At 45.6% G+C, this 14,655-nt stretch carries 11 protein-coding genes; 9 read left to right on the forward strand and 2 right to left on the reverse strand.

Annotated features, from left to right (window positions below; translation table 11 throughout):
- Nucleotides 1–129: 129 nt before the first annotated feature.
- Nucleotides 130–2,430, forward strand: coding sequence for an RNA polymerase recycling motor HelD (gene helD, locus QOS07_RS03915; protein ID WP_283587703.1), 2,301 nt, complete (start codon nt 130–132; stop codon nt 2,428–2,430).
- Nucleotides 2,431–2,493: 63 nt separating this feature from the next.
- On the opposite strand, the gene QOS07_RS03920 is transcribed toward helD, so the two are convergent.
- The gene (locus QOS07_RS03920; protein WP_283587713.1) at nt 2,494–3,372 is read right to left on the reverse strand and encodes a DMT family transporter; all 879 of its coding nucleotides are present in this window, start codon (nt 3,370–3,372) and stop codon (nt 2,494–2,496) included.
- A 226-nt stretch (nt 3,373–3,598) separates the two neighbouring features.
- Here QOS07_RS03920 and QOS07_RS03925 point away from each other — a divergent pair, with 226 nt between their 5' ends.
- The 4 genes from QOS07_RS03925 (at nt 3,599) to coaA (ending at nt 9,262) form a co-directional block, all read left to right on the forward strand.
- Nucleotides 3,599–5,695 (forward strand): LTA synthase family protein, encoded by a 2,097-nt coding sequence (locus tag QOS07_RS03925; RefSeq protein WP_283587704.1) that lies wholly within the window; start codon nt 3,599–3,601, stop codon nt 5,693–5,695.
- A 170-nt stretch (nt 5,696–5,865) separates the two neighbouring features.
- Nucleotides 5,866–6,237, forward strand: a complete 372-nt coding sequence (locus QOS07_RS03930; protein ID WP_408613291.1) for a cupredoxin domain-containing protein — start codon at nt 5,866–5,868, stop codon at nt 6,235–6,237.
- Nucleotides 6,237–8,153, forward strand: a complete 1,917-nt coding sequence (locus QOS07_RS03935) for a copper-translocating P-type ATPase (protein ID WP_283587705.1) — start codon at nt 6,237–6,239, stop codon at nt 8,151–8,153. The genes QOS07_RS03930 and QOS07_RS03935 overlap by 1 nt, the downstream gene beginning before the upstream one ends.
- A gap of 182 nt (nt 8,154–8,335) precedes the next feature.
- Complete coding sequence (gene coaA / locus QOS07_RS03940; RefSeq protein ID WP_283587706.1) at nt 8,336–9,262, forward strand: type I pantothenate kinase; 927 nt, start codon at nt 8,336–8,338, stop codon at nt 9,260–9,262.
- Between the two features lie 230 nt (nt 9,263–9,492).
- Here coaA and QOS07_RS03945 read toward each other — a convergent pair whose 3' ends face one another.
- Nucleotides 9,493–10,680 (reverse strand): ATP-binding protein, encoded by a 1,188-nt coding sequence (locus tag QOS07_RS03945; protein ID WP_283587707.1) that lies wholly within the window; start codon nt 10,678–10,680, stop codon nt 9,493–9,495.
- A gap of 278 nt (nt 10,681–10,958) precedes the next feature.
- On the opposite strand from QOS07_RS03945, the gene fsa reads away from it, so the two are divergent.
- The 4 genes from fsa to QOS07_RS03965 all read left to right on the forward strand — a co-directional run.
- The gene (fsa, locus tag QOS07_RS03950; protein WP_283587708.1) at nt 10,959–11,615 is read left to right on the forward strand and encodes a fructose-6-phosphate aldolase; all 657 of its coding nucleotides are present in this window, start codon (nt 10,959–10,961) and stop codon (nt 11,613–11,615) included.
- A gap of 15 nt (nt 11,616–11,630) precedes the next feature.
- Entirely contained in the window at nt 11,631–12,155 is a 525-nt protein-coding gene (locus QOS07_RS03955; RefSeq protein WP_283587709.1) for a triose-phosphate isomerase, read from the forward strand.
- 11 nt (nt 12,156–12,166) lie between these two features.
- Nucleotides 12,167–14,188 (forward strand): transketolase, encoded by a 2,022-nt coding sequence (gene tkt / locus QOS07_RS03960; RefSeq protein WP_283587710.1) that lies wholly within the window; start codon nt 12,167–12,169, stop codon nt 14,186–14,188.
- 219 nt (nt 14,189–14,407) lie between these two features.
- On the forward strand, nt 14,408–14,655 hold a 248-nt coding region (locus QOS07_RS03965), incomplete at its 3' end, for a helix-turn-helix domain-containing protein (RefSeq protein ID WP_283587711.1).

A 14,655-nucleotide genomic window follows, 5' to 3' on the forward strand; every position in this document is an offset into this window, starting at 1 on the left:
ACTAGCAATTAAGCAGAAAATTAAGCCAGCCTTAAACAATCCGGTGGGGCGGCGAATTACTACCAGTCGCTAGGGCAGAATGCTATAATAGTATGACGATTTTTTAATCCTGAAAGGTAGGGAACGTTTGTGGCTGAAAATTCAGTTAGAGAATATGAACAAAAGCATTTAGATCACGTTATTGATGAAATCAAAAAAGCTAAGGTTGGTGCTGAAAAGCGGATTACCACGGCTAAAAATGACATTGAAGACATCAATCAGCAGACTAATGATATTCACTTGAACACCACGACCTATTCGGGAATGATGGACACTGCAATGTCCTTCCGTGCCCAGCAGCAGATGTTAGACGAACGGAACAACAGTTGGCAGCACGCGGCCGACCACCTGGCAACCTTGAAACGGTTAGAGAAGAAGCCTTACTTTGCCCGGATTGACTTCAAGGAGAAGGGCGCTTCTGAACCGGAATCCGTCTATATTGGCCTAGCTTCCTTTAGTGATAAGCCCGACCACTTCTTAATCTATGACTGGCGGGCACCAATTTCCTCCGTTTATTATGAAGGAAAGCTGGGGAAGGTCAGTTATAATACACCGGTCGGTCCCCAGGAAGTCGATATGACCCTTAAACGGCAGTTCCAGATTAAGGATGGCACAATTGTTACTATCTTTGATACGGATGAGCAGGTTGGCGACCAAATGCTCCTTGAAGCACTTGGCAACCACTCTTCAACTAAGATGAAGAGTATCGTAACGACTATCCAACGGACCCAAAATGAAATAATTCGGGATACCAAGGATGACCTGCTGTTTGTTCAAGGGGCAGCGGGGTCTGGTAAGACGGCAGCCGTTCTTCAACGGGTTGCCTGGCTGCTCTACCGCTACCGGGGAAACCTGACTTCTTCCCAGGTTGTCTTGTTCTCACCAAACCAACTCTTTAATGACTATATTGACCAAGTGCTGCCGGAATTAGGGGAACACAACATGGTCCAGATGACCTACTTCCAGTTTGCCAACCGGCGGGTACCACGGCTCCATGTTCAAACATTGGCCCAACGGTTTGCGGCGAGCCAGGATGAAACTAGCAAAAATGCCCAGCGCCTGTGCACCAGCTTGCAGTATTTTAAGGCGACAGAACGGTACGCTCAGCGGTTAGGGCACGCTCATATGCGTTTCCGTAACATTATGTTCAATGGTAAGGTTTTCGTCAGCAAGGAAAAAATCCGTGAAATTTACTATTCCTTCAATAATAACTATAACCTTGGCAACCGCCTTGATGGTACCAAGGAAGCGTTGATCAAGTACCTCAACCACCGGGTCAGCAGCGAAATGCGGTCAAAGTGGGTTGAAGAACGGGTTCAAAGCCTGAGTAAGGAAGAGCTGGATACTTTATTTGCTAACGAGCCCCGTGAGTTTGAAAGTGACGACAAGGAGTTTAAATTCCTTGCACGCAAGATCGTAATGAAGGCCTTTGAACCGATTAAGCGGGCTATTAACCACAATCAATGGCTTAACATTAATGCTCAGTACCTCCACTTGTTACGGGTAACGCCAAAGCTGGTTAACCTGGCGGAATACGGGTTGACACCGGACCAGTGGACGGCCTTTGTTGACCAGACTAAGGAAGAACTGAAGCAACGGAATATCAGTGCAGCCGGGATTACTATCTACCTTTACCTCTACGATTTAATCACTGGCAAGCACGGACAACGTGATATTCGCTACGTCTTCGTTGATGAAGTCCAGGATTATGACCCATACCAGCTGGCCTACCTTAAGTACCGGTTCCCACGGGCAAAGTTTACCTTGCTTGGTGACCTAAACCAGGCAATCTTTACCCATGAAAACAGCAAGAGTTTGTTGCGGCAGTTAAGTACCATGTTTGACCCTGACAAGACACGGGTGGTTCAGCTGACTAAGTCTTACCGGTCAACCAAGCAGATTACTGATTTTACCAAGCACATCTTGCTTGATGGTGAAGCAATTGAGGCCTTTGACCGGAATGGTGAACTGCCCCAGGTAATTTCCGCTGCCGACTTTGACGGTAGTGCGGATGCGCTGGTTAGTGCCCTGGATAAGTACCAGGACGAGCATGACCAGGTTGCCATCATCGGTAAAACACTGGAAGACAGTGAGCAGCTTTACCGGGCGCTTGAACAGCGGAATATCAAGACAACCCTGATTCGGACCGAAAATCAGCGCCTAGTCAAGGGGACAATCATTGTACCTTCATTCCTTGCAAAGGGACTGGAATTTGATGCGATTATCGTGTGGAACGCCAATGACCAGCAATACCACGGGGATGATGAGCGGCAACTCCTTTACACGATCTGTTCCCGGGCAATGCACGCGCTGACACTTACGGCAGTCGGCCAGGTAACCAGCTTGTTGGATAAGGTACCAACTGATGAATACCAATTGATTGAAAAATAAGATACAAAAGAGGTTCAGCACCTGGCAAAGCTTCAAACCAGGTATTGAACCTCTTTTATACTATTATGATGAATGGTGTTGCTGACTAAGAAATGGAAGGCTACGCAAGTCTACTTCCATAATGGCATTAGCAAATAGGAGGATGATACCACCGATAACTAGTTGTGGGGTTAGTGGGTCGTAGCCCATAATAACTGACATTACGCTGCCAAAGAAGGACTCAAGCATCAAAATCAAGCCAGCAGTTGTGGCGTCGGTATATGCCTGGCCAGTAATCTGCATTCCTTGAGCAAGGAAGGTGATTCCGATAGCCAAGATTGCCAGTGGAACCAGTGCTTGTAGCCAGTGGACGTGAATTAAAGTGGGACGTTCAAAGAAGAAGGTAGTGATCCATCCCATTGTTCCCTGGCAGATCCCAATCATGAAGATGAGGACCCATGGACTGGAGGCAGCAGGGGCGTACTTAGCAAAGAAGATAATTTGCCCGGCCCAGAAGAAGGTCGATACCAGGGTTAAAAAGTCGCCATATTGAAGGTGGAAGCTACCGCTAAAGACGTTCGTGAGAATTGCCATTCCGATGATGGACAGGGCAATTGAAAAGTAAGCCTTCCGCTGCGGACGCTCGTGCCAGAAAAGCCAGAGAAGAAATGGTGCAACGACGATGTACATGGTCGTCAAAAAAGCATTCTTTGCCGGTGTGGTATAGCGAAGAGCGTCGGTCTGGAGGTAGTAACCGAGAAAGTTAATGGTCCCAATTACCAGTCCCAACCGGAAGTCAGTCCAGGTCATCTGACGAATCTTTTTGAAGAAAATTAAGCTCCCAGCAGCGACACACATTGTTCCCCGGCAAGCATTAATTAGGCCGGAATGCATCCCAGCCTCGACCGTCAGTTTGGCAAAGACGTAGCTGCTTCCCCAGAGAATAGCAACAACAAATAGCATTAAGTTAGCTTGTCTTTTACTAATTGACATAAATTAAATAATTCCTTTTCCACAAATTTACAAAGAATAATGTTACCATTTTTATTAGTTATCCGTAAATATCGTTTAACCTTAGCCCGCTTAAATAAATTTAAACTTTTTGAAAAAATGGGCTATGAATGATTGCCTTTGGCTATTAAAGTGTATTATTGTGTAAGTTGATATTTTTTTATGGAGGAACGAATCAATGAAAACAGCGTTGCAGAAGCTGCGACACGGCTTGAATACCAAGCTGGGGTTCTTTCTGCTCGTGGTACTCTTATTCTGTATTAAGAGTTACTGGGCTTATCAAAACGAATTTAACCTTGGTTTAAAGGGAAGTATGCAACACTTCCTACTTGCCTTCAACACAATCCCGGGAGCGTTAGTGTTCCTGGGGATCGCGCTGTACTTCCGGGGACGGTTATCGTACTGGTTAATGCTGATTATCAATGCATTACTGTCGACCTGGCTGTTCTCAAACATTCTATATTACCGGGAATTCTCTGACTTTATCACCTTTAATGTCATTAAGGGTTCCGGTGCCGCGTCCAACAACCTAGGGAAGAGTTTGATGGGAATTATGCGTCCCGAAGACTTTTTGGTTTACGCGGACGTCATTATTCTTGCGTTAATTTTACTGTTTCACGTTATCCGGGTAGATATGCGCCGGTTCAAGATCCGTTACGCAATGACGGTGACGGCCCTTGGCTTTGTCCTCTTTGGGGCTAACTTAGGGATGGCAGAATCGAACCGGTCACAATTGCTGACCCGGACGTTTGATAATAATTACATTGTTAAGTACCTCGGTTTACAGGCCTACACTATTTATGATGGGATTAAAACCACCCATAACAGTGTAATTAAGGCCCGGGCCGACCAAAACCAGCTGAAGCCTGTACTGAACTTCATCCACCACAATTACGCGGGACCAAACATTCAGTATGAAGGTGTGGCAAAGGGTAAGAACATCTTTGTCATCCACTTGGAAAGTCTGCAGCAATTCATGATTGACTACAAGCAGGACGGGCAAGAAGTAATGCCTAACCTGGATAAGCTTTACCATGCTGATGACACGTTAGCCTTCGACAACTTTTTCCACGAAGTTGGCCAGGGTAAGACGGCCGATGCCGAAATGATGTTGGAAAACTCCCTGTACGGTTTGCCTGAAGGTTCAGCAATGGTTACTGACGGGACAACTAACACATTCCAGTCAGCACCGGCGTTGCTTCACCAAAAGCTTGGCTACACAACCGCTTCATTCCACGGGGATGTACCAAGCTTCTGGAACCGGGATAATGCTTACAAGTCATTTGGTTACCAGTATTTCTTCAGTAAGGAGTACTTCCCAAAGACGAAGGATTATGATGCCGGTTACGGGATGAAGGACAAGATCTTCATGAAGGAAAGTGCCCACTATATTGAGCAACTTCCACAACCGTTCTACGCTAAGATCATCACGGTTACTAACCACTATCCATACATCTTGGACAAGCAAAATAAGGATATCCAAGCATGGAATACGGGTGATAACACCGTTGATCCTTATGTTCAAACTGCTCGCTACCTTGATGAAGCACTTGGTGAGTTCCTTGATTACTTGGACAAGTCTGGCTTGCGACAAAATAGTGTGCTGATCCTCTATGGGGACCACTACGGTATTTCCAACAACCACCAGGCAGCGATTGCCCATATCTTGCACAAGAAGAAACTGACTAATTATGACTTGGCAATGTTCCAGAAGGTTCCATTTATGATTAATATGCAGGGGCTGAAGGGTGGAATTGATCACACTTATGGTGGTGAAATTGACGTTCTGCCAACGCTGGAAGACTTGCTAGGAATTAGTTCAAAGAACTACATTCAGTTTGGTCAAGACTTACTGTCGCCTAAGCGCAACCAGATCGTACCATTCCGGAATGGTGACTGGGTAACACCAAAGTACACAAAGTACAACGGTGACTACTACTACACCAAGAATGGTAAGCAGATTACGAAGGCTACCGCCAGTCAAAAGAAGCAGTTTGGCAAGATTCAAAAGTACGTTACAACTGAACTAGCACTGTCCGACCGGGTAATGAACGGTGACTTGCTTCGCTTCTACAAGCTTCCAGGCTTCAAGAAGGTTGATAAGAAGGATTACACTTACAACCTGAAGAAGAGTCTGCAGAACTTGAAGAACGCGCAGAAGAAGAAAAAGACGAGTGTGAAGTCGGAGAATAACAACCAAAGTACCTTTGATGACTACACAACTAATGCTCCTGAATTAAAGGATTATCCAAAATTGAATTTCCCTAAACCATAGGGAAAACACAAACGAGGGCTCAGAGTTTGGCTTTTTGCCAGACGCCGGGCCTTTTTGTGTACATGTATAGCCGACCGATGCCATGAACCTTTTTATGCATTCATGTTGACAAAAAGTAACCGTGAAGTTATGATTACAATTGTAAACGATAAACGGAGAGGTGAATAAAAATGGGTAGTATTTTGGCGATTATTATTGGAATCGTGTTGATTGGTTTAATTATCTGGTGGTTCTTTGGTAAGCACCAGGAAAGTAGTACTGCTGCTGAGCAGGGAAATAACGTTCAAACGGCGACGGTGGTAGTAAAGGGTGGCTACTCGCCATCAACGGTAGTGTTGAAGAAGGGGGTTCCAGCAAAGGTTAATTTTGACATGCAGGACCACACCGCTTGCTTATCCCACGTTGTTTTCTCTTCGCTCGGGGTTGATAAAGACCTGACAAAGAAGAAGGTAACAACGGTTGATGTGCCAACCGATAAAGCAGGTGAGATTAACTTTGCCTGTGGGATGGATATGTTCCACGGAAAGGTGGTTGTTAAATAATGCGACTTTCAACCACTCGCCGTTTTTGGATCTCACTGGTTCTTGCGATCCCCTTATTGCTGCAAATGGTGTTAATGCCCTTCCACATAATGATGCCAGGGCATAATTGGATTGCGCTCGTTGTCACGACCCTGATTATAGTCATTGGTGCATGGCCGTACTGGACTAGTGCCTGGGCGGCATTTCTCCATCATAATGCCAATATGAACACATTGGTAGCGGTGGGAACCGGGATTGCCTATTTTTATAGTCTGTTTGCAATGGCCACGGGCCGTGCGGTTTACTTTGAAAGTGCCGCCTTTATTACCGTCTTTGTCTTAATGGGTGACATGATGGAAGAGCGGATGCATAATAATGCTTCTAATGCCCTTCGCAAGTTGTTGGACCTCCAAGTAAAGGAGGCGCTAGTTAAACGTGGTGATACGTTTGTCAGTGTGCCACTCGATGAAGTTCAAGTAGGGGACCTCTTGCAAGTTAAACCCGGGCAAAAGGTGCCGGTTGACGGTGTGATTGTCAACGGTCAAACCACAGTTGATGAATCGATGATCACCGGAGAAAGTATGCCCGTTCAAAAGGGCCCTGGTGATAACGTAGTTGGGTCCACAATCAACGGTCACGGCAGCTTCACTTTTAACGCAACCAAAGTGGGGGCTGACACAATGCTGGCCCAAATTGTAGAGATGGTAAAAAAGGCGCAGACAAGTCATGCACCAATTCAAAACTTAACGGACCGGATTTCGGGAATCTTCGTGCCGGCGGTATTAATTATTGCGATTATCACCTTTGTTGCTTGGTACGCATTACTAGGGGCCAGCATGGTCCAAGCAATGCTATTTGCGGTTTCAGTAGTTGTAATTGCTTGTCCATGTGCACTTGGTTTGGCAACTCCAACCGCATTGATGGTTGGAACAGGTCGGGCTGCCAAGATGGGGGTCCTGATTAAAAATGGCGAGGCACTTGAAGAAGTTAATGCGGTAAAAACCGTGATTTTTGATAAGACCGGGACGGTTACCGTTGGAAAGCCCACGGTAACTGACATTGTTGGTGATGAAAAACAAGTTCTGACAGTAGCGGCAAGTCTTGAGGCATCCTCTGAACACCCACTTGCTACAGCAGTTTTGACTGCCGCAAAGGATAAACAAATCATGCCAAAAGAGGTTACTAATTTTACGGCGGTCGAAGGAAAAGGTGTCCGGGCAGAAATTGGTGGCCAGCTAGCTTTTGTCGGTAATGAAAAGCTGGCCCATGATTACCAAATAGGACCGGCACTTCAAAAACAGGTTGGTCAGTTGCAAGATCAAGCAAAAACGGTAATTATTGTCGGTTTAGCCAAACAGATAATTGGCCTGCTTGCAATCCAGGATGCACCCAAGCCAACGTCAAAGGAAGCTATCACCTCCTTAAAAGAAAAGGGATTAAGAACGGTGATGCTTACTGGCGACAACGAGCGGGTTGCCCAGGCAATTGCTGACCAGGTCGGTATTGATGATGTGGTTGCGAGCGTCTTGCCAAATGAAAAGGCCGACCGAGTTGCCCAACTGCAAACGAATGGGAAAGTTGCCTTTGTCGGTGATGGGATTAATGATGCACCAGCACTGACCAGAGCTGATGTTGGGATTGCAATGGGGTCTGGTACCGATATTGCAATTGAATCTGGTGACATTGTGCTGGTTCAAAATGACCTTCGTGGTGTTGGATGGGCACTTACAATGAGTCAAAAGACATTTAACCGGATCAAGCTTAACCTATTCTGGGCGCTGATTTACAACGTGATTGGGATTCCAATTGCGGCGGGAATCTTTGCGGGCCTGGGAGTTACTCTTAGTCCTGAAATTGCAGCGCTGGCAATGGCTTTCAGCTCCGTATCTGTTGTCAGTTCTTCCCTCCTTCTCAACCGGGTTAAGGTGCGAGAATAGGATTTTTAAGAATGCCGGAAGATAATTTTGTCTTCAGGCATTTTTTTATTGCTAACTTTTGGTATACTGATTGCTGTATTTGTCACAAATTAAGTGAAGTACCGAACAAAATGGTAACTTTTGTAAATTGTGCTATCATTGATAGTAACCGTTTACATTAAGACAATAAAAGGATTTTGAACATGGATGAATGGATGAACTACGAACAATTTGACCGGCAAACGTGGCACAGCTTTTTTCCAGCTGATTCTGTTCACTTAAGCCAAGAGAACTTGGATGATATTAAGTCATTAAACGACCGCATCTCAATTCAGGATGTGAAGGACGTGTATTTGCCTTTGATTAAGCTGCTCCAGCTCCACTACCAAAACTTTTTGGAATGGCAAATGCAAAAGTCTAACTTCCTCCAGCAGCCAGTGCGGCGGGTTCCATATATTATCGGGATTGCCGGCTCCGTTGCTGTTGGAAAAAGTACGATTGCGCGGTTGCTGAGTATCCTGTTGAATAAACTGCTGCCGGATAAGCGGGTAGACCTGATGACCACGGATGGTTTCCTTTACCCTAACGCGGAACTTAAACGGCGCGGAATCATGAATCGTAAAGGCTTCCCAGAGTCATACGACATGGAGAAACTCCTCAAGTTCCTCAATGACGTTAAAGCTGGTGAACCAGTCGTTGAGGCGCCAACCTATTCGCACCAGGTTTATGATGTCCAGCCTGATAAGCCACAGGTAATTGACCGGCCAGATATCCTAATTGTGGAGGGAATCAATACTCTTCAATTGCCAACCAACCAGCGGCTATACGTCAGTGATTACTTTGACTGGTCAATCTACGTTGATGCTGATCCAGACTTAATTGAGTATTGGTACTTGCAACGGTTTGGCCTCCTGCTTAAGACCGCATTTACTGACCCGTCAAACTATTACTATCCATATTCGCAGGGCGACCGTAAAGAAGCCTTTGCAATGGCGAAAAAAGTATGGCAGGATGTTGACCTGCCAAACCTAACCGAGTTTATCCTACCAACAAAGACGCGGGCAGATTTGATTTTACATAAGACAAAGGATCATGTTGTTGATCGCTTGTACCTGCGGCATGACCAATAAAAGGGAGCAAGACAGAAGTCGGTTGCGACTTCGTTGTCGAGCCCCGCGATCACAAATAGAAGTCCAGAGTTCGGCTTTTTGGCCGGGCTCTGGACCTCATTTGTGTACCGCGCTGTCACTTTTGATCTATATAAAAGGACTTCTGTTCCCCCCCCTTTTTTCTAAACCTTGCATAGTAATTGTGGAAAATTAGAAAAGACGTCGGCCTGCTCCTTACTAACGCCCGTCATTTATTTCTCCATTAGCCACTCAATAAGGCTAATAACCTTAAAATCTTCATGACTTTCGGTCCAGGTTAGGTCACCTGGCTTGGCAATGATTAGCGTCTTTGGATACTTATTTGGGACGTGACGGAGGCCATCAGTTGCCTGCTGGTAGGCAGCGGCTGAAAGAATCGAAAAGTTAAATTGGAAGAAGTGTTGCTGCCCATTGCGGCGAGCAATAAAGGTAACCGGATGACGGTCAGAGCAGGCGGTGAATACCTGGTAACCACGGTTGCGTAGTTCATTGAATACCACTGTCGTTAAGTTGGTTTCAGAAAGTGCACCGTGGTGGTTGGTTAGTATCCAATGTAGACAGGAATCAACCGGGAAGTACTGCACATTGGTCGTCTTTGCTTTCCCAGTGCGGCGGTTTAATTCCTGGCAAGGTGCAAAAAGAAAGGAATCTTGAAGCAGGGTGAGGTAGGCACTAAGGGTCTTATTCGAAACCTTGATTTGATTATCCTGGAGGGCGGTAACTGCCTGGGAGACATTGGTAAATTGGCCAGTCTGGTTGGCGAGGAAGACAGCTAATTGTCTGGCAAGACTAGGATTACAAAGGGCGCCCTTTTGGAGAAAACTGTTAACAATAATTGTATTGATGACATCTTCAAAGTAGTTTTGGATGGAAGAATGACTGCGAATGTCCTGGGCAAACGGAAAGCCACCACTGTTTAGGTAGTGGTAGAGGTTATTGAGTGTTGCCTCGTAGTGGTGGTAAGCAAGGTACTCTTGAAAGCTAAGCGGACCAAGGTAGATGTAGTGACAGCAATACATATCGGCTAATGCCTTAATTTTCATTGAGGAACTTGTGACATAAAGGTCAACAGATTTCATTTTGACCAGCCGACCAATTAAAACAGAATAATCTGGTAATTTTTCAAGCTCATCGAGGAAGACAAAGGTTGTCTTTCCGGCGGTGAGCTTCTTTTTTATTTCCTGGGAAATAGTGTTGGGGTCTAGCAAGTGAGAATTAATTGCGTGGTCAAAATCATAATAAATGATCCGCTCTCCTGCTATCCCTTGCCGGCGTAAATATGATCGAAACTGTTCTAAAAGGGTGGTTTTACCTCCCCGCCGAACGCCATAAATCACCTTAATTGAGGAATCACTTATTGAGTCTTTTAATTGGTCTAGTTGTCTAGAACGTACAAACATGCCGTCATCTCCACTAAAAATCATCGAACAAATGAATAATAGCAGAATTTGTTAACCTACGCAAATTTGGAAATAAATCCAAATATATCAATGAAACAGGCAGATAAAAATAGTAAAAACAGTAAAATTTAGTAAAAATAATTGCTGCCCTCACTGCTATGCAATTGGTTGCACAAAAATAAATTGGTCTACATGCCTTGACAGCAAAAATAATACCGGTTAAGAACTTAGGCATACTGATTAACCAGCGAAATTAAAATTTTGAGGAGATAACCACCATGAAGATTTTTGCAGATACAGCTAACATTGATGAAATTAAGCGGATTAATGACCTGGGCTTACTCGATGGGGTGACGACTAACCCAACAATCATTGCTCGTGAAGGAAAAGACTGGGAGACGGTTGAGAAGCAAATTTGTTCAATCGTTGATGGCCCCGTTAGCGCTGAAGTAACGGCCGAAGATACAGAAGGAATGGTTGAACAAGCACGTAAGCTTAGCACATGGGCGGACAACATTGTTGTTAAGATTCCAATGACAGAAGCCGGCTTGAAGGCTGTCAGCATTCTCTCTAAGGAAGGGATTAAGACCAATGTAACTCTGGTTTTCTCAGCCGTGCAGGGAATGCTTGCTGCCAAGGCCGGTGCGACATACGTAAGTCCTTTCCTTGGCCGGCTTGACGATATCGGCGCTAGCGGTCTGGAACTGGTTGAAAAGCTGCGGCAAATTTTTGACATTTACGGTTACAAGACGGAAATCATTGCAGCTTCCATTCGTCACTGTCAGCACGTAGAACAGGTTGCTCTGGCTGGCTGTGATATTGCCACAATCCCAGGTCACCTAATTCCTAAGTTATGGAACCACCCGCTGACTGATAAGGGGTTAGCAACCTTTAAGAAAGATTGGGCTGAGTTTGAACGTCTTCAAAATAAGTAAGCGTAGGTGATAGTGATGTTAAAAAAGAGAAATTTCGTCCCTGAATTAGCACGGCTGGATACTGATGAATTAACAGTTAAGTACTTGGCAGGTGAAGAACCAACAACGATTGCCAATTGCCAAGTAATTCCAATGCTTGATCAGCCATCACGGGATGTTAATAGGCTCTTGCAAGTAGCCCTCCAGAGCGACCGGGTACCGGTATTGAAATTGGATGAGGGTGACTTGCGGCTGACACCAGTTGACTTTGCCAACGAGGTAAGCCGGCACCTTGCAAATGCACTGCAGGGGGTTGTTAAAGCTGACGTTTCCCGGTTAGTCATTGTGTATTCACCAAGCTGGGCGGCTGAATGTCGTCTACCAGCTGATGCCCAGCGCATCCGAATTTCCCACCGTCAAATTCGGGACTTGCTTCAAATCCTATATGACCGTGATACCGCAAGCCAGGTTCGAATCATTTATGGCGGGTTTGTATTTGAAAATGAAATGGTCGATGTTTTACGTGATATCAACGTCGACGGAATATTAATTAACAAGTGAGGTATTTCTAAATGATTAGTAGTTTGAACACAACGCTTACTCGTTCCAGTCGGCGTGAATTTACGGTTGGTGACCAATTAGCAGTTAATGCTCTCCGCTTTATGAGCATTGATATGATCGAAAAGGCAAATAGTGGTCACCCGGGTTCGCCAATTGGCATGGCACCAATGGCTTATACCCTCTGGGAAAAGTTTTTGAACTTTAACCCTGAAGATGACCAGTGGATTAACCGGGACCGCTTCGTCCTGTCAGGTGGACACTGTTCAGCGCTCTTATACAGCCTGCTCCACTTTAACGGCTTTGACGTTACGATGGATGATATTAAGAACTTCCGGCAACTCGGTTCACGGACTCCTGGTCACCCTGAATATAAACTGACCGCTGGTGTTGATGCTTCAACTGGTCCTCTTGGTCAAGGCTTCGGGATGGCTGTCGGAATGGCGATGGCCGAACGACACCTGGCCGTTCAGTATAACCGCCCAGATTACCCAATTTTTGACCACTTCACCTACTCAATCGTTGGTGATGGTGACTTAATGGAAGGGGTAGCGGAAGAAGCAATTAACCTTGCCGGTAAGAACCGTCTTGGCCACCTGATCGTGCTCTACGATTCAAATGATGTCACCCTCGATGGTCCACTAAACCTGAGTACTAATGAGAATGCGGCCGCCCGCTTTAAGGCCGCTCACTGGGATTACCAGTTGGTAGAGGATGGAACGGACCTTGATGCAATTGCTCAGGCCATCCGAAATGCCCAGCAAACTGACCAGCCATCACTGATTGAAGTTAAAACAATTATTGGATATAACACGCCAGATGAAGGCACGAGCAAGGTCCACGGCTGCCCACTGGGTGAACACAACGTGGCAGTTACGCGGGAAAATTACGGTTGGCCATATGAACCGTTTGAGTATCCTGAAGCTGTCTATGAACAATTTGCCCACTACGCAATCGCCAAGGAAAAGAAGTACCAGGAATGGGAAGAACTTTATCAGAACTACCGGCGTGAATTTCCTGCTGAAGCACAGAAAATTGAACAACGGGCCCTTAACTTAAACAACATCGGCAGCCACCACCAAGTTGGGGACCAGGTATCAACCCGGGTTGCTAATGCGGAAACGATGCAAGACATTGCCGCTGCTAACCCACAATTCTGGGGTGGGTCGGCCGACCTCTTCTCTTCTAATAAGACCGCAATTAAGGACGACCAGGTATTCCGTCCATCAAATTACGGCGGCCGGAACATCTACTTTGGGGTTCGTGAATTTGCCATGGCGGCAGCTACTAATGGGATTAACCTTCACGGTGGTAGTTGTGCTTACTGCAGTACCTTCATGGTATTCAGTGACTACCTGAAGTCGGCCATTCGGTTAGCTGCACTCCAACGCCTGCCATCAATCTTTATTTTTACTCATGATTCACTGGCAGTTGGTGAGGATGGGCCAACCCACGAACCAGTTGAGCAATTGGCCATGCTACGGACAATTCCAAATATTCAGGTATTCCGTCCAGCAGACGCTAATGAAGTTGTTGCTGCCTGGAAGGTAATTGCAACGACAACTAACCGGCCAAGCGTCATTGTTGCTTCACGTCAAAACTTACCAGTACTGGCTGAAACAATTAATGCCGATGCAGGGCGCGGTGCATATATTGCTGCTGACGCAAAGTCTAGTCAGCCTGATGGCATCATTCTTGCCAGTGGGTCCGAACTTTCCTTAGCCTTGCAAGCTAAGGAGCAACTAGCAGAGCAACACAGCGTGGATGTCCGGGTTGTTTCCGTACCAAGCATGGAAGTATTCAACCAGCAAAGCGCTGAATACCAGGAGAAGGTTTTGCCAAATGGCGTTCGCCAACGGCTGGCTGTTGAAATGGCAACCCCTGAAATGTGGCGGCAATATGTTGGCCTTGATGGGGATGTTATCGGTGTTAATAGTTTTGGAATGAGTGGTAATGGTGGTGAGATCACCGCCAAGTACGGCTTTACCGTTGAAAACATTGTTAACCGCTTTATTGAAATGCGTAGAAAGGGGTGAGGAAAATGCTTGTCAAGGTAAATGAAGAACTAACCCAGCTTGATCAACAGGCCGTTGACGAAGAATTAGCCCTCCTGACAGCGGCGCTAAATAATTAATAAGGTCTCGTTTTTCCATTCGGCAGATTGTAAAATTTAAGTTGAACATATTAGTGGACAAAAAACCCATAAAGGTCTTTAATGGTGTCACCACAACATTCCATTAGAAAGAAGGACCTTTATGGGCACCACTATTTTATCATTTGAAGATCGCGTTGTCATCGAAACACTTCATCATGAAAAGCACTCACTTCAATATATTGCCGATTATTTAGGCTTCAGTAAAACCACTATCTTTAATGAGGTTCATCGCTTAGCTGGTGAGTATCACGCAGTTAAGGCTCAAACTGATCATGAAGTTAAACTTAGTCATCGTGGTCGTAAAACCACCTTAACGACTAACCTAAAGCGATTGATTGAAGAAAAAAT

Origin of the sequence: Limosilactobacillus viscerum, from assembly GCF_947387525.1 — a bacterium.
Lineage (GTDB): Bacteria > Bacillota > Bacilli > Lactobacillales > Lactobacillaceae > Limosilactobacillus > Limosilactobacillus viscerum.

Excerpts from the sequence above, each read along its gene's own strand:
- QOS07_RS03945 (WP_283587707.1), bottom strand. The coding sequence starts at position 10,680 with ATGTTTGTACGTTCTAGACAACTAGACCAATTAAAAGACTCAATAAGT.
- fsa (WP_283587708.1), top strand. The coding sequence starts at position 10,959 with ATGAAGATTTTTGCAGATACAGCTAACATTGATGAAATTAAGCGGATT.
- coaA (WP_283587706.1), top strand. The coding sequence starts at position 8,336 with ATGGATGAATGGATGAACTACGAACAATTTGACCGGCAAACGTGGCAC.
- QOS07_RS03925 (WP_283587704.1), top strand. The coding sequence starts at position 3,599 with ATGAAAACAGCGTTGCAGAAGCTGCGACACGGCTTGAATACCAAGCTG.
- tkt (WP_283587710.1), top strand. The coding sequence starts at position 12,167 with ATGATTAGTAGTTTGAACACAACGCTTACTCGTTCCAGTCGGCGTGAA.
- QOS07_RS03935 (WP_283587705.1), top strand. The coding sequence starts at position 6,237 with ATGCGACTTTCAACCACTCGCCGTTTTTGGATCTCACTGGTTCTTGCG.
- QOS07_RS03955 (WP_283587709.1), top strand. The coding sequence starts at position 11,631 with ATGTTAAAAAAGAGAAATTTCGTCCCTGAATTAGCACGGCTGGATACT.
- QOS07_RS03920 (WP_283587713.1), bottom strand. The coding sequence starts at position 3,372 with ATGCTATTTGTTGTTGCTATTCTCTGGGGAAGCAGCTACGTCTTTGCC.
- QOS07_RS03930 (WP_408613291.1), top strand. The coding sequence starts at position 5,866 with ATGGGTAGTATTTTGGCGATTATTATTGGAATCGTGTTGATTGGTTTA.